The sequence below is a fragment of the Lactobacillus gasseri ATCC 33323 = JCM 1131 genome (assembly GCF_000014425.1).
GTDB classification, from domain to species: Bacteria; Bacillota; Bacilli; order Lactobacillales; family Lactobacillaceae; genus Lactobacillus; species Lactobacillus gasseri.
In genome coordinates this window covers 1748683-1767698 of the sequence record NC_008530.1, presented here as the reverse complement: position 1 = coordinate 1767698, position 19016 = coordinate 1748683, and the positions used below count along the sequence as shown (strand labels likewise).

The following is a 19016-nucleotide window of genomic DNA, read 5'->3' as shown; positions in this document are numbered from 1 at the left end:
AAGAAACTAATAAAGTGAAAGTATTCTGTAACTACGTCGAAAATTATTACTGGAGATTTTGGAGATAAAGTTATTGCTTAAATCTTAATTACTTAATTCCTTAAGAAAGTAAGCTAGAATATAAGATGAGAGACGATAAGATACGAGGATGATAAGCTATGGAACATAATCGCTTAATTACTTTTGACGGTACTGTAAATTTTCGTGATATTGGTGGCTATGAAAATAATGAAGGTAAGCATGTTAAATGGAGAAAAATTTACCGCTCTGATTCATTGAGTAGCTTAACTGAACGTGATGAAGAAAAATTAGAAAAAATGAATGTCACAGTAGACTGTGATTTAAGGACGAGCAATGAACAAGTAATGGCTCCAGATCGAAAATGGCCTGGCGTTGAAGTATTGGATTGCCATGTCTATGCAGAAGATAGCAGTGGTAATTTTGTTAATGATAGTCATAAGCTCTATCGATTTTTACATCACATTCCTAAAGTTGATAGTTATTTGGGTGAGATTTACCAAAATGTGATTTTAAGCCCGGCTAGTCAAAAAGCTTTTGCTCGTGTGTTTGCTGCATTACTTACTTTGCCTGAAAATGAAGCTTTAGTATATCATTGCAGTGCAGGAAAAGATCGTACAGGGATGACGACAGCTCTAATTTTAAAGGGACTTGGAATTGACGAGCATACAATTGCACGCGACTATTTATTAACGAACGAGTTATATACTTTTGGGCTTAAAAAACAGCTCCCAAGTGATTCTGAGATGATAAAAATGGTTAATCAGATGAATGTTACTGAAGGTGAGGGAACGGCTGTTAAGGGAATTACGCAAACAATTGATGCTGGATATGGTGGTTTTGAAAATTACTTTACGAAGGAATTAGGATTTTCTAAACAGGATTTGAAAGATTTTAGAAAATTATATTTGGAGTAAGTAAAAAGACTTTAGACACATTAAATTGCGTCTAAAGTCTTTTCTTAGTTTCCACTAGATTCACGCTTAAGTAATTCTACTGGCAGGTAGTATGTATAGTTATCTAATTTTTCAGTAGGATTGTCGATTCTTTTTTCTAAAAGCTTAACAAGTAGTTGTGCAATTGAAGGAATAGGTTGGACAATTGTAGACAGACGTGGTTCAAAATCACGTACTACTTTGCTCCCATCGAATCCAATAATCTTTAAATCTTTAGGAATTTTGATTCCTAAGTCATGGCTAATGTTCATGATCAGAAGAGCAGTAAGATCGTCAGATGCTACGATCCCGTCTACTTTATGATTCTCTAGTAAGTCTTTAATTGCCATTTCTTTTAATGCAAGAGTTTCATTAAAAATTACTGGATGAATATGCTCCGTTAATTGCAATTCCTTAATTGTTTCTTTATAGCCAAGCAGTCTCTTTTGCGTAGGGTGTCCATCTAGCGTTGGATTTCCTACAAAATAGATATGACGAGCACCATGATTATAAAGTTCTTGGGTAGCTAAACTGCCACCTTTGAAGTTATCGGCACTAACAATTGGAATGTTATCTGAAAGCTTACGATCAAAGGAAACAATCGGTAGACCAGTTCTTTGATATTCTTCGATTCCCAGATTATGAGCTCCAGCAATAATCCCATCTACCTGATTAGCCATGAGCATTTGCAAATAGGTCCGTTCCTTCTCTGTATCATTGCCAGCATTGCAAAGAATTGTTTTGTAGCCGTGATTAAATAATTGGTCTTCAATTTTAGAAACTAATTCACCAAAAAATGGATTAGATACATCTGGAAAAATTAAACCAATAAGCTTGGTTTTCTTTCCTTGAAGAGAGCGGGCAACAGAATTTGGCTGATAATTCAGCTCTCTCATTGCTTCGTGAACTTTTTTTCTTGTTTTTTGACTAATATAGCCATAATTATTAATTACTCGTGAAACGGTAGTTACAGAACAGCCTGCTTTAGCAGCTACGTCGGTTAATTTAACCATTGTCATCTTCCTATAATATAGAATTCATGCTCCATAATCGTCCTGTGTACTTGGTATCTTTGTCAAAGGCAATTTTTTGATTTGAGCTTCGTGCAAAGAAGCGTAAAGTTGCAACATGGCGACCATCATTGATGAAAATTTCACATAATGAGCCATCTACAAAAATATCTAAATCCAAGTCTTCGTTGTCGTTAAGTCCAATTGTTCTAGTTGCACCGTAATCTGGGTTAACAGCTGGACCACTTGAAGCACGATCAATCGTTAATTTAGCATCTTGAGCCGTATTAAAGTCAATTACCAAACTTGCAGATAAATCATCATTAGAAGCGAGATGTAATTTTCCGGCTTGGCCAGCAGCTAAGTAAAGTTTTAATTCGTATTGTTTACCAGCCTTTTGACTAATTATTTTTTCATCGTTGAGCTGTGTTTCATTATGACGTAAATTTTTGATTGCGTCTACAGGATGTTGATATAACGCACCATCTTTAATTTCTAAACGTTTAACTTGGCTATAACAATTAGCCCAATTTTCTTTATCGGTAGGGTAAGTACAGTCAGGTAAACCTACCCAGGAAATAGCATAAGCATTTCCATCTGGAGCATTAAAAGCTTGTGTTGCATATACATCAAAGCCATCATCTAGGTTGGCTGGATGAGATTGAAGCGGGGTAAATTTGGCTTCATTTAAGTTAATATCCTTGCCAATCCAGTACATATTTGGATAAATATTTTGATAGTCGGAAATTGCTTTATCTAAACCTTGAGGACAAAAAATTAAAACAGGATAGTTATTAACGAAAACTAAGTTAGGGCATTCAATCATATAGCCCATTTCGTCTTTTCCTAAGTCTAAATAGCCATTTTCGTGCCAAGTCTTAAGGTCATCTGATTCATAAATGTCAATATGACCACTCTTAGTTTCAGCATCTTGAGCGCCAAGTAAAACATAATATTTACCATCATGTTTAAATAATTGTGGATCGCGGAAATGTTCACTAACGTGTTCTGGAGGTAGAATTGCGGCCGCATCAGGCTTAGTGATGTGATTATTTTCATCCATTTCAGCAATTACTTGATAAGGAATTCTAGTCCAGTCTTCATCGCGGTGATTACCAGTGTACATTAAAAGAAGCTTTCCATTATGTTCCATTGCTGAACCGGAATATGCCCCAGCATTGTCTAAATCGCTATCGGGATCAATTGCTGGTCCTAAATAATGCCAATGAACTAGGTCAGGAGAAGCAAAGTGAATCCATGATTTAACTCCATGAACTGGACCAAAAGGATATGACTGGCAGAATAAATGATATTCGCCATTATAGTAAGAAAAACCATTAGGATCATTTAATAATCCTGAAAGTGGATGGATATGATAGTGCATCTGATATGGGGAAGTTGCAGCTTGAGCTTGAAGATCTAATAAGGTCTGTGCATCCCAATCTTTATATTTACGATAACGTTGTTCTCTTGTCCATTCCATAACTTATTCACCTCATCAAATATGTAAACGCATTCTTATATAGAGATAGTAACTAAAAATATTATGTATGTCAAACGAATAGCAGCATTTTCATTGATAACATATGCTGAAAATAGCGAGAAACTATCAAAATACTGATATTTTTTGTGATAAGCGCTTGACATAAAACTAGAATGCGCTATCATAATACATGTAAAATATTTAAAAACGCTTACACAATTTTGAGGAGGAGACAGACATGGATCACAAAAAAGTTGCTGAAACAGTTATTGAAGCTGTTGGTCGCGACAACTTAGTAGCCGCTGCTCACTGTGCTACGCGTCTACGTTTAGTCTTAAAAGACGATAGTAAAGTAAATATGAAGATGCTTGATAGCGATCCAGATATCAAGGGGACTTTCAAAACTAATGGTCAATTTCAAATTATTATTGGACCTGGAGATGTTAACAACGTCTACGATGAATTAATTAAAATGACAGGTCTATCAGAACTTTCAACTGACGACTTAAAGAAAGTTGCTCAAAAGGATCAAAAGTTTAACCCAGTAATGGCCTTTATTAAACTTTTGTCTGACATCTTTGTTCCTATTATTCCAGCCTTAGTAGCTGGTGGTTTGTTAATGGCTTTGAACAACTTCTTGACTTCTCCAGGTTTGTTTGGAGCAAAGTCAGTTGTTCAAATGGCGCCTAACGTTAAGGGATTATCTGAAATCATTCAAGTAATGTCAGCTGCTCCATTTATTTTCATGCCTATCTTAGTTGGTATGTCTGCAGCTAAACGGTTTGGAGCTAACCAATTCTTAGGTGCAACTATTGGTATGATTATGACCACTCCTGCTTTAGGTGGGGCTGGTAAATACTGGGATATCTTTGGTTTGCATGTTTCTCAAACTAACTACCAATATCAAGTTATTCCGGTCTTAGTAGCTGTTTGGCTTTTGGCTTTCTTAGAAAAGAGATTCCACAAGTGGTTACCATCAGCAGTTGACTTTACATTTACACCACTTCTTTCAATTATGATTACTGGTTTCTTAACTTTCACAATTATTGGACCAGTCTTTAAGGGTGTGTCAGACGCAATTACTGCTGCAATTGTTTGGTTATATAACACAACGGGTGCCTTTGGTATGGGTATCTTTGGTTTATCTTACTCAGCAATTGTTACTACTGGTCTTCACCAAAGTTTCCCAGCAGTTGAAACTCAACTTTTAGCTGAATATGCACGTGGTCGTGGTTCTGGTGACTTTATCTTCGTTACTGCATGTATGGCCAATGTTGCTCAGGGTGCTGCTACCTTTGCAGTTTACTTCTTGACTAAGAATGAAAAAGTTAAGGGCTTAGCAAGTTCATCTGGTGTTTCTGCATTACTTGGTATTACTGAACCAGCATTGTTTGGTGTTAATTTGAAGTACAAGTTCCCATTCTTCTGTGCTTTAATTGGTGCAGGTGTAGGTGCTGCTTTTGCAGGCTTAATGCATGTTACTGCTGCTGCTCTTGGTTCAGCTGGTTTCCTTGGTTTCTTATCAATGGTGCCAAAGAGTATTCCAATGTGGGCACTTTCAGTAGCAATTAGTTTCATTGTTGCTTTTGCTTTAACCTTTGTATACGGTAAGCGCCACTTCAAAGAAGACGTAGTCGAAGAATCTGGTACTGTTGAATCAGCTGGTGATCAAGTTGCACAACAAGAAAAGGCTGATCAAATTATCAAAGAAGATAAAGAATTACATGATGAAGTAATTGCTGCTCCTGTTTCAGGTAAGGCAGAAAGCTTAAAGGATGTTAAAGATCCAGTCTTTTCAACTGAAGCAATGGGGAAGGGCGCTGCTATGGTTCCAAGTGAAGGAACTATCTATTCTCCAGTCACTGGTGAAATTACTGTTGCTTACGAAACTAAGCATGCTTACGGAATTAAGTCTGACGAAGGTGCAGAAGTCTTAATTCACATTGGTATTGACACTGTTAACATGAAGGGCGAAGGCTTTACTAGTGATGTAAAACAAGGCCAACATGTTGAAAAAGGTGAAAAGTTAGGAACTGTTGATTTAGATGCTGTTAAAAAAGCAGGATACGACACAACTGTTATGACTGTTATTACTAACACAGCTAGCTATGCAAATGTTCAACGTATTGATGGCGTAGACAAGAAGCATGGCGACGATTTAATCGCAGTTACTAAGAGATAATTATTGATAATTAAATTAAAATAAGCTCATTTCCGTGTAGGGATGAGCTTATTTTTATATATGAGATAAAATATAGATATGAAATATTAGAGAAGGTGAGAGTTTATGAATGATCTTCAAGTAATTCAAGCAGATATTACGAAATTAAAAGTTGATGCAATCGTTAATGCAGCTAATCGAACACTTTTAGGTGGTGGTGGAGTTGATGGTGCGATTCACCGTGCTGCTGGTCCAGAATTACTTGCAGAATGTCGAACGCTTCATGGTTGTGAAACTGGCGAAGCCAAAAGTACTAAGGGCTATAATTTACCTGCTAAATATGTTATCCACACAGTTGGCCCTGTGTATAATCCTAATTTTGCTCAACAAGATGCTGAGTTATTAGCAGCTTGCTATCGAAATAGTTTGAATTTAGCTAAGCAATATAATCTTCATTCAATTGCTTTTTCATGTATTTCAACAGGAGTTTACGGTTATCCAAAAATAGATGCCGCAAAAATTGCAGTTGAAACTACTAGGAATTGGCTAAAACAACAAAATTTTAATATTAAGGTCTATTTTTGTGTATTTGATTCAGAAAATAAAGCCATATATAATAAACTAACGTCTTAACTAAAGTGAGGAGTTTTAGATGAGCTTAAAATATGCAAGACGAAGTCAGGTGATCTGGTTTACTATCTTAGCTGCGATAAAAGCCTGTAATATTTTATTTGTAGCTTATATGATTAAGATTATGTTAAATGTAGCATCATCGCATTCTAAAGATGTAATGCATTTGGTGCGATTAGCGGCTTTAACTGCCTTGGGACAACTTTGCTTTATGATGAGTAATTTTATCTATGAGCGGGTAAAAATGGGCATAATTCGTGATGTTAATATGGTCTTTAAGCGAGCTAATTTACAGTATTTAGTTGATCAAGGTGAGCCAGATATTAAAAATGGCTTGTCGCTTATGACTAACGATTTAAAGCAAATTGAAACTAATCGAATTACAGCGCAGCTTGATATGATTTATCAAGGTTTGACTTTTGTTGGATCATTAGCTTTTGCCTTGTATAATTCATGGCAAATGACAATTATCTTCGTAGTAGCAATGGCTGCTCCAGCGGTTGTACAAGTTTTTACTAGTAAGATTATTACTAAAAAGTCTAAAATTTGGGCAAAAACCAATGCAAATTATACGCAAAACGTTTCGGATTCTTTGAATGGTGCGCAATCGGCTAAGTTATATAATGTTAGAAATAATATTGTAGTGAGAGCAACGCGTTCAGCTCAAAATATGGAAAATGCCTTGCGTAATATGAACTTAACGCAAGCTTGGGCACTAGAATTAATTTATTCTGCTGCAGAATTATTCTGCTTTATCATTCCATGTACAATTGGCGGTATCATGATGATGCAGGGAAGCCTGAGCGTTGGTACGCTATTTATGATGGTTGACTTAGCAATGAACTTCATTACGCCTGTTGTAACTTTATTTAATGAATTTAATCAAGTTAAGTCCACTGTACCAATGTGGAAGAAGACGCAAAAAGCACTTAACTATGAAGCAATTGAAAATTCAGAAAAACCAGAGAAGTTTGAAGGATTAGATGTTAAAAATCTTGCTTACCAAACTAAATCTGATAAACATACAATTTTTACTGATGTTAATTTGCAAGTTAAACCTGGTGAAAAGATTTTACTCATGGCTCCAAGCGGCTGGGGAAAGACTACTTTGCTTCGACTAATGCTAGGATTAAAACATCCAGTAAAGGGTAAAATCTTAATTAATGGAGAAAATGTAACTGGAGATTGGGCGAAGGCTCATAATTACTTTTCTTACGTTAACCAGAAACCCTTCATGTTTGATGACACCTTGCGATTTAATATAACTTTAGGTAGAAAAGTTAGCGATGAGAAACTAAAGAAGGTTATTCATTTAGCAGGATTAGATGAATTAGTAAAAAAAGAAGGACTAGATCATAAAGTTGGCGAAGCCGGAAATGGATTATCCGGTGGTCAAATTCAACGAATTGAAATTGCTCGGGCACTCTTGTCCGGTAGACCAATTTTATTAGCAGATGAAGCAACAAGTGCATTAGATCCTAATCTATCTCTTGCAATTCATGAAACGCTATTGAAAAATCCTCATGTAGCAGTGATTGAAGTTGCTCATAAGATTTCACCTGAAGAAAAGGCAATGTTTAATAAGATAATTCGCCTGAATTTATGTGAGGGTAAAAAAGATTAGTAAATAAAATAAGAGCTAGAGAATCATGTTTTTCTCTAGCTCTTATTTTATTATTTCAACTTATTAAAAAAGTTAGTAAAGATTTTTTCTTGCTTTGGATCATCTAATAACTTATCCGGACGCCATTGAATTCCCAGCATTGTTTGATCAGTTGATTCAATTGCCTCAATAATTCCATCAGGCGCAGTTGCTACAATATTGAAGTTATTAGCGATTGTCTTAATTGCTTGATGGTGGTTACTATTTACGTAAGGATGGGTGCCAACTGCCTTAGCAAGTTCACTTTCTTCAGTCACATTGACGTGATGACTTTCTAAAGATAAATCATTTTTCTGGATATGCTGGATACCAGCGCCAGAATTTTGAACATAGATATCTTGAAAAAGTGTGCCGTTAAAGGCTACATTTAACATTTGCATTCCACGCCCAATTCCTAAAATTGGTAAGTTAGAATCATGAGTAGTTTTAATCAGATTTAATTCAAATTGGTCTCGATGAGGATCAGTTTCTCTAAGTTCAGGAAGCGGCTCTTCATTGTAAAAAATTGGCGTAATATCAGGACCACCGCTAAGAATTAAGGCATCAAAATTAACGTTAGGTAATGGCATTGTCTTTAAACTCACTGGGGCAAAAACAAGCGGAAGATAGCCTAGTTTTACAACAGTATCAATAATGCTACGATCAACGACTAATTGCTTATTTTTGATGCTTGCAGTAATACCAATAGTTTTCATTACAATTGCTCCTTTAACAAGTTAGGCATTTTGACGGTGGGAGGAAAGTTGCATGATCAAATAATTAATCAATAGTGTAATTCCAGTTGCTGCAAATACCCATTCATAAGTAAACATACCAGAAATTGTTGAACCGAGTAAAGACCCTAAGACAGCTCCGACTGCTTGAAAAGATTGATTATAAGAAAATACTCTGCCAAATGCTTCTGGTGGAACATTCAAAGTTAGGATTGTTTGAGCAGCAGGAAGTAGTCCGGCGCTGACAATACCTAAAAGGAAACGCCAAAAAGCTAGTGACCAGGCATTGGGAATAAAAGTCATGGGGATGAACAAAATTGTGGCAATAAGTAATCCCCAACGTAGGACTTTCTCAGCTCCAATATGATCCATTAAATGGCCGATATGAGAAGCCGAAAGCATTGTTCCAAGTCCAGGTGTAGCTGCAACAATACCAGCAATCAAGGCAATATTATTGCTATGTGGCATTAAAGATTTTACATACAAAGAAACAATTGGATCAATTGACATAGTTGATGATTGAACAATCATCGTGGTTACAAACATAATGATGATTAGTTTAACATTTGGTAACCCCTGCATGATTTCTCCCATCGGCTTCATCTTTTCACGAGAAACTGGGGTAAAGTCTTCTTTTACTAATAACCATGTTCCTAAAAATGTTAAAAACATTAGGCCGCCAGTAATAAAGAAAGGGATCCGGTATCCTAAGGCACTAGATAAAGCCCCACCAATTAAAGGACCAACTAAGTTACCAGCCGTTCCCGCAGTCATCATTTGACTCATTACCCAGCCACTACGTTGATGCGGTGTTTCGCTTGCCATTAAAGCAGTGGCATTATTGATATAGCCAGAAAATAAGCCCTGTAAAAACCGCATACAAATAATAAAGAGAGCGCTTTGAGCAAGACCTGTAATAAATATGGTTAAGCTCATCACACCAGCAGCACGCATGCACATCAATTTTCTGCCTTTACGGTCAGCTAAATTTCCCCAATAAGGTGAAATAATGGCCTGGGCAATAAAAGTCATGGCAAAAGCTAGGCCAGAATATAAATTCAATTGTAGTTTATTATAATGCCCCAGTTCAGCCATAAATAGGGAGATAAATGGCATCGTCATTGAATACCCTAAACCAGTAATAAAACAGCCTAGCCAAAGTGTATAGAATGTTTTATGCCATCCGTTTGGTAAATTATAAGCGTGTGATTTGCTCACATAGTCATCCCAATCCTAAACTTATTTCTTACTTTTCAATAGTAATATTATAGCATAGTGCTTTAAATACAATTGTCACGATCTGCTTAAGATGGTTAATTTTCTTAAAAAATTAATGCGGATCATGGTGTAACATGCTAATATTGATTAGCACAATAAGGTAAAGGTTGAGAGTAATGAGCAAAATACAAGATTCTAAAGATAAAAAAAATCAAAATGTCTTAACAAGAGAAGAATATCGTCAACGTTTGGCAAGTCACGGTAAGGTAAATGTTTGGGACTTATTCTTAAATCGTCCGTATGTGTCGGTAACTTTAATTGTCTTGGCAATTATCTTTATTATGACTAAGTGGTGGCTTGGTCTTGCAATTTTAATCGTTGTGTCAATTGCAGGTGTATTTATTATTGTCAAGAGTAAAAATCCTGACCGTATCCTTAGTTTAGAGTTTAAACTAGGAGGAAATAAGACACTTCATTTGCTCAAAGCATTGCAGCTGGGAGCATCAATGATTATGTTTTTATCTACTTATATGCGGCAAGTTGTAACTATTAATTTTCAAACTACCGGTTCGCAAGATATGTTAAAAATGTTGCAAGGTGCTGCTGCTAGCACTAATAATGTTTATGCTGCTCAAGGTGCAAATGCAGTTGGGCTACTTGATAACTTATTGGGCGGCAGTTTATGGGGAACATATCGTTATGCGGCCAATAGTGGTCAATTTATGAATGACTCTGCAGGTAGATGGATTATGATCTGGACCTTTCTTTTAATGGTTGCACCTGCGATTTGTGTTTTAGCTCAATTTTTTAGAGAACCTTATTCACGTCGTGCCATGTTAGTAGGATCTGGCATTTCAACAGTTTTGTTTATTTTGACTCCGACTTTAATTCATCAATGGGCTAATCAATTTGCAATTAATCACCAAATTAATACGGCTCAAATTGGACAAATGTTTAGTGTTGGTTATATGGCCTACTTTGGAATGGGATGTAGTATTATGGTATTCGTAATTGCGATTATCCGTAGTATTAAACGAGATAAATTTTAATGAATGAAAATGAAATTGCTACTATAATTTAGGTAGCAATTTTTTATTTGGAGAAAAAAGATGAGTTTTGAGAAGAAAAAAGTAGCAGTGAATAATCAGACTTTTTTAACGTTAGTTAATACGGGAATAAGTGAGGACGATGTAGTAAAGCAGGCACAAGAAATAAAAAAGCTCCAGCCCGAAATGATGGAATGGAGAATTGATTATTTTGAGGATGTAGTCTTAATGAATAGACTACTAGAAGTAGCTGGTAAGGTTAAAACAGTTATGGATAAAACGCCTGTCTTAATTACTTTCCGGAGTAAAAAATTCGGCGGTAAAACTGAACTGGATAGTGAAGACGCATATCTAAATTTAGTAAAAATTGCTATTGATTTTAAATTAGGAAATGCAATTGATATCGAACGTGATCATGTTTCTGATCGAGTAGCAGGTTTGATTCAAGATGCGAAGGCTAAAGAGCTAGGAGTTGTACTTTCTTAAGCGAACAAAAAACTCTTTCGGAAAAGTGACCGAAAGAGTAAAGTTAAGGAAAGCTACAAAATGTTATATGAAAGCGCTTTAATCGCCTTCACAGATTATTATAGTAGAGTAGAGACTGAAGTGCAAATTTTTTTTAAGGAGAGGAGTAAAAATTTGAATAACGATCCACTTATATTTGAATTTGCAATAGCTAAAGATAAGCCATCTAGTTTTAATGCTGAAAGGGATCATACTTGTCCTTTTTGCGATGTTGATAACTTAACCGATATCTATCAAATAAATGGACCAATGATTTGGCTAGCTAATCGATTTCCTACATTGAAAAATACAAAGCAGACAGTACTGATTGAATCTGATGATCATGATGGAGATGTAAGCAACTATTCAAAAGAATATAACCATGAATTGATGAAGTTTGCCTTGAAATGCTTCAATAAAATGCGTCAAAGCGGCAAATTTGAGTCAGTCCTTTGGTATAAAAATTTTGGCCCCAAATCTAATGGCTCCTTATCTCATCCACATATGCAAATTGTAGGATTAGATAAAGAAGACGGTTATAAGTATATTCATGCCAATAATTTTACTGGAATTAATGTCTTTAAAACAAATAATATGGATGTCAATTTTGCAACTCATCCTATACAAGGATTTCAGGAAATAAATATTAATTTATTAGAAAACAGCGGTTTAAACTCTTGGGCAGATTGGATTCAATCCGGCGTCCGTTATACTTTAGAAGAAATGTATGGCGGTCGATGCGATTCTTATAATCTATTTTTCTATCCAAATAGAGACGGAATTTGTTGCAAGATTATTCCACGATTCTATGCCCCACCATATTTTGTAGGCTATAAATTATCTGAATGTAATGATAATCAAACATTAAGAAAAGAAGCTAATAGATTATTAAACTTTGTGCAAAAGTCTTGAAATAATATTTCAGTACCTTAAAATGTTGTATTAGAAAAAGAGGTACACTATGGATTTATCAACAAAAGTTTTAAATAATTACCCTAACTTTAAAGGGGCGTCTAAGAAGATTGCTGATTATTTACTGGCTCATCCTAAAACATTTTTACAAGAGGATGCCCAAGGATTAGGGAAGATGACTAAAACCAGTGCTGCTTCAATGATTAGATTTTGTCAGCAACTTGGTTTTAAAGGGCTTAAAGATTTCCAAATCCAATTAGCTCAAGATACGCCGCAGGATAACGAAGAAACTATTGATCCAATTGTGGATCATCATGATAATCCACATATTGTATTACAGAAACTCTTATCAAGTATTGAGAAGAATACGGAGCAGACAGCTCACTTAATTGATGGGCTGGCCTTGAATCAAGCAATCAATTTTTTGAAAAATGCTGATCGAATTTATTTAGCTGGAGTGGGTGCTTCAAGCTTACCGGCCCAAGATCTTTACTATAAATTTATTCGTAGTGATAAGAATGTGGTCTTTAATCAGGATATTCATATTGCCCTAGAGCGAATTTGCTATTCGCATTCTACAGATGCCTTAGTAATCTTTTCTTATAGTGGATTAACGCAAGAAATATTGTTAATGGCGGATCAAGCTCGTAAAAATCATACTCCAATCATTGTAGTTACACGTTCACGTCAGTCTCCTTTAGTCGAGCTTGCAGATGTTGTATTAGGTGTATCAACTGATGAAAAGTTACTCAGAGTAGGTGCTATTAATTCGCTTTTTTCTGAGATGTTTGTTTCAAGTGTTTTATTTTTAGCAACAATTAATCAAGAACTACCAAGATTAGAAGAAAGATTTAGAGAAACAGAATTAATAACTAATCAATTAAAACAATTAAATGAATAATACAATATTCCATTATCATATTAAGTAAATATTGTAAATAATTAATGAGAAGCTGCCTTAAGCAGCTTTTTTCTTTGAATATTTAAAGCTATCTTGCGGCAGGATAATAAAAAGTTTTAAAATGATTTTGTAAGTAGAACTGCTGACATAATATATAAGATAACGTAAGTTAAGTTTGGTCTAAATCTATAAGGAAGGCGATAGCTTTATGTTAAAAGATGGAATTACTGAAATTATTCAACAGTATGATATTGATGCAAGTGTAATTGTTAAATATGGTGACCAAGTAATGTATCAACATCAAGCTGAGAAGGTTTTCCCAGCAGGAAGCTTGATTGACCTTGCAATTGCCGCGTATATTGAAGACCAGTGGAAAAATAATCATGATATTGTGAATGAAGAAATGGAAGTTACTGATCTATCACGGGTACGAGGTGCAGGAATTATTGGGGATCTGCGTCGCACTAATTGGAGTGTTCGAGATTTAGTTTACTTAATTAGTGCGATAACGGATAACGTGGCTACTAATTTATTAATTGAAAAATTTGATATTTATGAAATTGATGAGTGGCTAAAGAAGAACTATCCTGGTCTAAGATTAGGAAGAGAATTAATGCGCTACTCAGCTAGTGGTCAAGATAATGAATGTACTGCCACCAGCATTGATAAATTAATTACTCATTTGATGACTACTCAAAATCCATTCTGTGCATTGATTCGCAAGGCATTAAGTAATCATACTATTCCGACTGATTTAACTTTTTATGGTGATAATATTCTGACATACAATAAATTAGGTCGAGATAGGCAAGCGCGTCATGAGGTTTGTGCGTTTATGACTAAGAAAGCACCAGTATTTTGTACTGTATTAAGTAGCTATGAAGGAAGAGATGTAGAGGATCGTTTATTCTTTCAAGAATTAAGTAAGTTGATCTTTTCACATGTAAAAACTGCTAAGACTGAAAAATAGGAATCCGGGAATAGTTAGGATTCCTATTTTTATGCTCTAAAGGATACAATAGCAATAAGAATATAACGATGGAGGATAGGTTTTTGAAGAATATTTTTCAAGAAATAAATAGGTACGCTAATAATTTCAGAAAATATTGGCTTCAATATATAGCCTTATTTATTGGAATTGATCTTTTTACGCAGGTACTTATTATTCCGCTTTTTAGGTATCTAACTACAGCTATTTTAAAAGCTAGCGCAATTCCATTTATTTCATATCAAAATATTATTACAATCATCAGCACACACACTTTGATGTTTCTCTGTTTAATTCTGGAATTGATTGTTTTACTTCTAGTAATTTATGGTGAATTCTCACTGATATTGTTAGGAATTAGAGAAATTTCTCAGGGAAGATTTTCATTTAGGGTCCTATTTAGAGAATTATGGCAATCATATCGATCAGTTCGAATTGGCTCAGTTTTGCTACTAGCAGTGTATTTTTTACTAATTGTTCCATTTGCTGACCTAGTTTATCGAACACCATTATTAGCTAAGGTTCAAATTCCAGAGTTTATTTTAGATTTTATGACACGGAATATTTGGCTTGCTAGTGGATTAATAATCTTTTATTTGTTGGCTTTTATTTTAGGAATACGTCTTATTTTGACGCTTCCGATTATGATCTATCAAAGAAAAAAGACTTTTCTTGCCATGAAGGAAAGCTGGAATTTAACTAGTCGTAAGTATTGGTGGAAGCTCTTAAGTCGCTTGCTAGTATTAGGGTTTAGTGCAAGTATAATTTTATTAATTTTTAACTTGTTAATTTATCTTTGTCAATTAGGTTTAGATCGTTTGCCGAGAAATGTCAGTTTTATCTTCGCTGTATTTAATCTTTTACTGGTCCAATTAGTCAGTGAGTTAGTTGCAATTTGGATTAGCATTATTTCACTTTTAATTGTGGTTGCTCCATTAAAGAGTTTTAAGCTTCAAAGTAAAGTGAAAAAAACAATAAAACTAAAAGTATTAGCTTTATGTTTAATGCTAGTTTTTGCACTTGCTGCTGGTGCAAACAATGTTTTATATCTAAAAGAAATCGATATGCAGCGTCCACTTACTATCTCACACCGCGGAGTAAGTGATAAAAATGGCGTACAAAATACTATTCCAGCTTTGAAAAAAACAGCCAAGCTTCATCCAGATTATGTAGAAATTGACTTACATGAAACAAAAGATAAGCAATTCGTAGTGATGCATGATGAAAACTTAAAGCAATTAGCTGGAATTAATAAGACGCCAAAAGATTTAACTTTAAAACAGCTAACTAGAATTACGCTTCGTGAAGATGGACATCGGGCTAAAATTGCTAGTTTTGACCAGTATTTAAAAGCGGCTGCTAAAATAAAGCAAAAATTGCTGATTGAAGTTAAGACAACGCCAAATGATTCGACTAAGATGTTGCAGAATTTTAATAAAAAATATGGAAAATTAATTATTAAACGAAAATATCAAGTTCAATCGTTAGACTACAGAGTGATTGAAGGCTTGCATCAGATTAATCCTAAATTATTTGTTTTATATATTCAGCCGTATAATTTTACCTATCCTCAAAGCGTAGCTAATGGGTACTCTATGGAATACTCAACTTTAAATAATGACTTTATTTGGCAAGCACAATTACAGAATAAGCCTGTTTATGCCTGGACGGTTAATGCTCCAAATATGATGATGAAAATGATGTATGACAATGTTAATGGAATTATTACCGATCAACTTGCTGAATTAAATGAAACTATTAAAGATTTTGAAGATAATCAGAGTTATGCGAATAAGTTATTAAACTTTATTTTGATATTGCCTAACGAAAGCGCTTCATGATAAGATGGGTATATACCAATATTTCGATTCACTTACCATTTATGGCGACATTGAATAAACGTTAAAGTGTTGAAGAGAGTAAGAGGCTAGAAAAATGGTTACTAGAATTATAAGTGCAAATGCTAGCGAAATTTTAAAAATGAATGGTGCAGAGTTAAAACAAAGCATCAAAGCTAGTGAAGGTAGAACTGTGCTAAGTGAAAATGTAGTCATTGAACCAGCAATTGATGGCTTGACGACTTCAGAAATTGCTGCTGCTTTTGGGGCTGACTTAATTTTATTGAATTTATTCGATACATTAAATCCAAAAGTAAGTGGCTTGACAGTGGACAAGCCAGAAGATACAGTTAAGCAACTTCAAAAACTAACAGGTCGACCAATTGGCGTTAATTTAGAGCCAGTTGATGAAAGTGCAGAAATGGAATCGACTAAGTTACAGATTTCAGCAGGTCGAACTGCAACAGTTGAATCGATGAAAGCTGCTGAAAAACTTGGATTTAACTTTGTTTGCTTTACTGGGAATCCTGGTACAGGCGTAACTAACAAAATGATTGCAAAGGCTGTAAAAACAGCTAAAGAAAACTTCTCAGGATTGATTATAGCTGGAAAGATGCATGGAGCTGGGGTAGATGAACCAGTTGCTAACGAAGAATCAGTTAAAGCATTTCTAGATGCAGGAGCAGACGTGATTTTAGTTCCAGCTGTTGGCACAGTTCCAGGTTTTACTAGCGAAGAATTAATCAAAATAGTAAAAATAGTTCATGAACATGGTGGATTAGTGATGAGCACAATCGGAACTAGCCAGGAAAGTTCTGGCGCTCAAACTGTTCATGATATTGCCTTACAAAATAAAATTTGCGGCGTTGATATACAGCATATTGGTGATGCAGGTTGGGGAGTAGTTCCGCCTACTGAGACTATTTTTGAATTAAGTAAGACGATTAGAGGAATGAACCATACGATCTCTCGAATGGCGCGTTCAATTAATAGATAAATAAAATAAAGAAGATATCTTAGCAAAATTGACTCGTGATATCTTCTTTATTTTTTTAATATTCAGTTTTACCTAAATCATCTTCAGGACGGTGAAGCTGGAGACGTAAGCCGTAGACAGAAAACTTTTCACTATCTGCTTTGCGATTCAGCTTTAGACGCAAGTGGTCGCCATCTTGATCAAATTCAACTTCGTTTCTGGTATCAATCCAAGCTGCTTCTTCAACATGAGGAACGTGCTTTAATTCAATACTATTTTCGAGTGGAATATGAATGAAAACGTAGCGTTGGTATTTGGCAATTGCATTGTAGAAGACATGAACATTGTCTTCATCCGCCTTAATTTCGTGGTCAGCACGGCTTTCATAATATGCATGTCCGAAGCGATCAATCCACTTACGCAAAGTTTCCATTGCTGGATCTGATTCGCTATTAATTGATCCATCTTGGTTTAATTCAACTTCAAAATAGATATTCATGTCATCTAGACGAGCAGCAATTAATTTAGCTAATACGTCAGGAGAGATTAATTTTTCTGCTGGACGTTTTTGACAAAACTTTATTGCATATTTTTGACAAGCATCTTGTAGAGCATCCGCTTGTGAGTCATCGCCATCTTTAATACTTACTCCTCTAAAGCCACAGTCGCGTGCATGGCGTACAAGAGCATCAGCGTCAATTGTGCCTTTAGGAGCAACTTGATATTGCAAAACAAGCCCAATATTTAAATCTTCTTTTTCACACATTTTATTATTCGCTTTCTATGTCGTATTCAAGATTGATTATAAGTGGAAAAGAAATTTTAAGCAAAGCAAAATGGTTTCACGTATAATTAAGATGACTATAGAAGGGATAAAAAATGGTTATTTTCAACATTATTTTATATATTACAATTGGTTTTATCGTATATTTTGGCTATCAAACAGTACTTCACTATCATAAGCATGAAAACGTTAATTTTTTGCGTGGCCTAATTATTAGTACGCTGGTGTTGGCAGTTTTAGTTTCTTTACAAATTTATTGGGCATTGCCAAATATTATTGGGTTATTTTTATGGCTGTTCATTATGTTCTTGTTTATTAGCGTGGCTGCTAGTGCCAGATACATTGCAGCTAATCCGCAAGATAAGAAAAAGAGAAAAGTGGAGTTAATTATTTCTGCTATTTTAGCAGTTATTAGTTTAATTATTTTATTTATTGTGGTTGCTAATGTCAGATAAGATAAAAATAATTATTGCTCCTGCTAAAAAAATGAAAGTTGATCAAGATACTTTTTTAGTTAGATCTAAGCCTGCTTTTTTAGATAAGACGCAAGAGTTGTTAGATTTTTTGAAGACCAGAAACTTCGATCAGTTACAAAATTTGTGGAAAGCAAATGATAATATTGTTCGAACAAATCAAAGTAATCTTTTGACCAGTAAACTTGATAAGAAGTTGACTCCAGCTATTTTGGCATTTTCAGGAATTCAATATCAATATTTGGCTGGAGATGTTTTACCGCAAGAGGGATTAGATTATCTTCAAGATCATTTACGTATTTTATCAGGATTTTACGGTATTTTGAGACCATTTGATGGTATAATTCCCTATCGTTTAGAATTAAAAACACAAATGACGGGATTTAAAGACTATAGTCTTTATCATTTTTGGGAAGACTTACCATATCAAGAACTGTTTACTAATGTAAAAACTGTTATTAATCTGGCATCGTTAGAGTATTCACGTTTGATTTCTCCATATTTAAAAGAAGGTCAAAAGATGATCACAATTAAGTTTTTAGAGAATAAAAATGGAAAGTGGCGTCAAAGTGCTACTCATGCGAAGATGGCACGTGGAGAAATGGTACGTTTTATGGCTAAAGAACAAATTAATGATCCAGAAGATTTGAAAAAATTTTCTGATTTTGGATATCTATTTTCAGCAGCAGATTCTTCCGAAGAAAACTACATCTTTAAAAAACGTCTGTAATTAATTGGAATAAATGATAAATTCTTCTTATAT

18 protein-coding genes are annotated in these 19016 nt (G+C 34.8%); 13 read left to right on the top strand and 5 right to left on the bottom strand.

Going from position 1 to position 19016, the window contains the following annotated elements; translation table 11 throughout:
* The first annotated feature begins 158 nt into the window (after positions 1 to 158).
* Complete coding sequence (locus tag LGAS_RS08755; protein ID WP_003646634.1) at positions 159 to 935, top strand: tyrosine-protein phosphatase; 777 nt, start codon at positions 159 to 161, stop codon at positions 933 to 935.
* A gap of 44 nt (positions 936 to 979) precedes the next feature.
* Here LGAS_RS08755 and LGAS_RS08750 read toward each other — a convergent pair whose 3' ends face one another.
* Both LGAS_RS08750 and LGAS_RS08745 read right to left on the bottom strand, forming a co-directional pair.
* Positions 980 to 1966, bottom strand: coding sequence for a LacI family DNA-binding transcriptional regulator (locus LGAS_RS08750; protein ID WP_003655371.1), 987 nt, complete (start codon positions 1964 to 1966; stop codon positions 980 to 982).
* A 10-nt stretch (positions 1967 to 1976) separates the two neighbouring features.
* The gene (locus tag LGAS_RS08745; protein ID WP_003655369.1) at positions 1977 to 3446 is read right to left on the bottom strand and encodes a sucrose-6-phosphate hydrolase; all 1470 of its coding nucleotides are present in this window, start codon (positions 3444 to 3446) and stop codon (positions 1977 to 1979) included.
* 238 nt (positions 3447 to 3684) lie between these two features.
* Here LGAS_RS08745 and LGAS_RS08740 point away from each other — a divergent pair, with 238 nt between their 5' ends.
* The 3 genes from LGAS_RS08740 (at position 3685) to LGAS_RS08730 (ending at position 7861) form a co-directional block, all read left to right on the top strand.
* Positions 3685 to 5628 carry a sucrose-specific PTS transporter subunit IIBC gene (locus LGAS_RS08740; RefSeq protein WP_003655367.1) on the top strand — a complete coding sequence of 648 codons (1944 nt, stop codon included), beginning with the start codon at positions 3685 to 3687 and terminating at the stop codon, positions 5626 to 5628.
* Between the two features lie 105 nt (positions 5629 to 5733).
* Entirely contained in the window at positions 5734 to 6240 is a 507-nt protein-coding gene (locus LGAS_RS08735; RefSeq protein ID WP_003646637.1) for an O-acetyl-ADP-ribose deacetylase, read from the top strand.
* Positions 6241 to 6259: 19 nt separating this feature from the next.
* Positions 6260 to 7861: an ATP-binding cassette domain-containing protein gene (locus LGAS_RS08730; RefSeq protein ID WP_003657333.1), complete on the top strand. Its 1602-nt coding sequence runs from the start codon at positions 6260 to 6262 to the stop codon at positions 7859 to 7861.
* 50 nt (positions 7862 to 7911) lie between these two features.
* On the opposite strand, the gene LGAS_RS08725 is transcribed toward LGAS_RS08730, so the two are convergent.
* Entirely contained in the window at positions 7912 to 8595 is a 684-nt protein-coding gene (locus LGAS_RS08725; protein ID WP_003655359.1) for a gamma-glutamyl-gamma-aminobutyrate hydrolase family protein, read from the bottom strand.
* 21 nt (positions 8596 to 8616) lie between these two features.
* Entirely contained in the window at positions 8617 to 9831 is a 1215-nt protein-coding gene (locus LGAS_RS08720) for an MFS transporter (RefSeq protein WP_011678988.1), read from the bottom strand.
* 176 nt (positions 9832 to 10007) lie between these two features.
* Here LGAS_RS08720 and LGAS_RS08715 point away from each other — a divergent pair, with 176 nt between their 5' ends.
* The 7 genes from LGAS_RS08715 (at position 10008) to LGAS_RS08685 (ending at position 17017) form a co-directional block, all read left to right on the top strand.
* A complete protein-coding gene (locus LGAS_RS08715; RefSeq protein ID WP_025012243.1) occupies positions 10008 to 10880 on the top strand; it encodes a hypothetical protein in 873 nt (290 codons plus the stop codon).
* Positions 10881 to 10940: 60 nt separating this feature from the next.
* Positions 10941 to 11363, top strand: coding sequence for a type I 3-dehydroquinate dehydratase (locus LGAS_RS08710; protein WP_003655353.1), 423 nt, complete (start codon positions 10941 to 10943; stop codon positions 11361 to 11363).
* A gap of 153 nt (positions 11364 to 11516) precedes the next feature.
* Positions 11517 to 12293 carry a DUF4931 domain-containing protein gene (locus tag LGAS_RS08705; protein WP_003655351.1) on the top strand — a complete coding sequence of 259 codons (777 nt, stop codon included), beginning with the start codon at positions 11517 to 11519 and terminating at the stop codon, positions 12291 to 12293.
* 49 nt (positions 12294 to 12342) lie between these two features.
* Positions 12343 to 13194, top strand: a complete 852-nt coding sequence (locus LGAS_RS08700) for a MurR/RpiR family transcriptional regulator (protein ID WP_003649915.1) — start codon at positions 12343 to 12345, stop codon at positions 13192 to 13194.
* Between the two features lie 208 nt (positions 13195 to 13402).
* Complete coding sequence (locus LGAS_RS08695; RefSeq protein ID WP_003657324.1) at positions 13403 to 14164, top strand: serine hydrolase; 762 nt, start codon at positions 13403 to 13405, stop codon at positions 14162 to 14164.
* Between the two features lie 68 nt (positions 14165 to 14232).
* The gene (locus LGAS_RS08690) at positions 14233 to 16023 is read left to right on the top strand and encodes a glycerophosphoryl diester phosphodiesterase membrane domain-containing protein (protein ID WP_011678987.1); all 1791 of its coding nucleotides are present in this window, start codon (positions 14233 to 14235) and stop codon (positions 16021 to 16023) included.
* A 94-nt stretch (positions 16024 to 16117) separates the two neighbouring features.
* Complete coding sequence (locus tag LGAS_RS08685) at positions 16118 to 17017, top strand: DUF7916 family protein (RefSeq protein ID WP_003657321.1); 900 nt, start codon at positions 16118 to 16120, stop codon at positions 17015 to 17017.
* A gap of 55 nt (positions 17018 to 17072) precedes the next feature.
* On the opposite strand, the gene LGAS_RS08680 is transcribed toward LGAS_RS08685, so the two are convergent.
* Positions 17073 to 17762: a hypothetical protein gene (locus tag LGAS_RS08680; RefSeq protein ID WP_003655341.1), complete on the bottom strand. Its 690-nt coding sequence runs from the start codon at positions 17760 to 17762 to the stop codon at positions 17073 to 17075.
* Between the two features lie 113 nt (positions 17763 to 17875).
* On the opposite strand from LGAS_RS08680, the gene LGAS_RS08675 reads away from it, so the two are divergent.
* Both LGAS_RS08675 and yaaA read left to right on the top strand, forming a co-directional pair.
* Positions 17876 to 18235, top strand: a complete 360-nt coding sequence (locus tag LGAS_RS08675; protein WP_003646643.1) for a hypothetical protein — start codon at positions 17876 to 17878, stop codon at positions 18233 to 18235.
* Entirely contained in the window at positions 18225 to 18983 is a 759-nt protein-coding gene (gene yaaA, locus LGAS_RS08670) for a peroxide stress protein YaaA (protein WP_003646644.1), read from the top strand. The genes LGAS_RS08675 and yaaA overlap by 11 nt, the downstream gene beginning before the upstream one ends.
* Positions 18984 to 19016 lie beyond the last annotated feature (33 nt).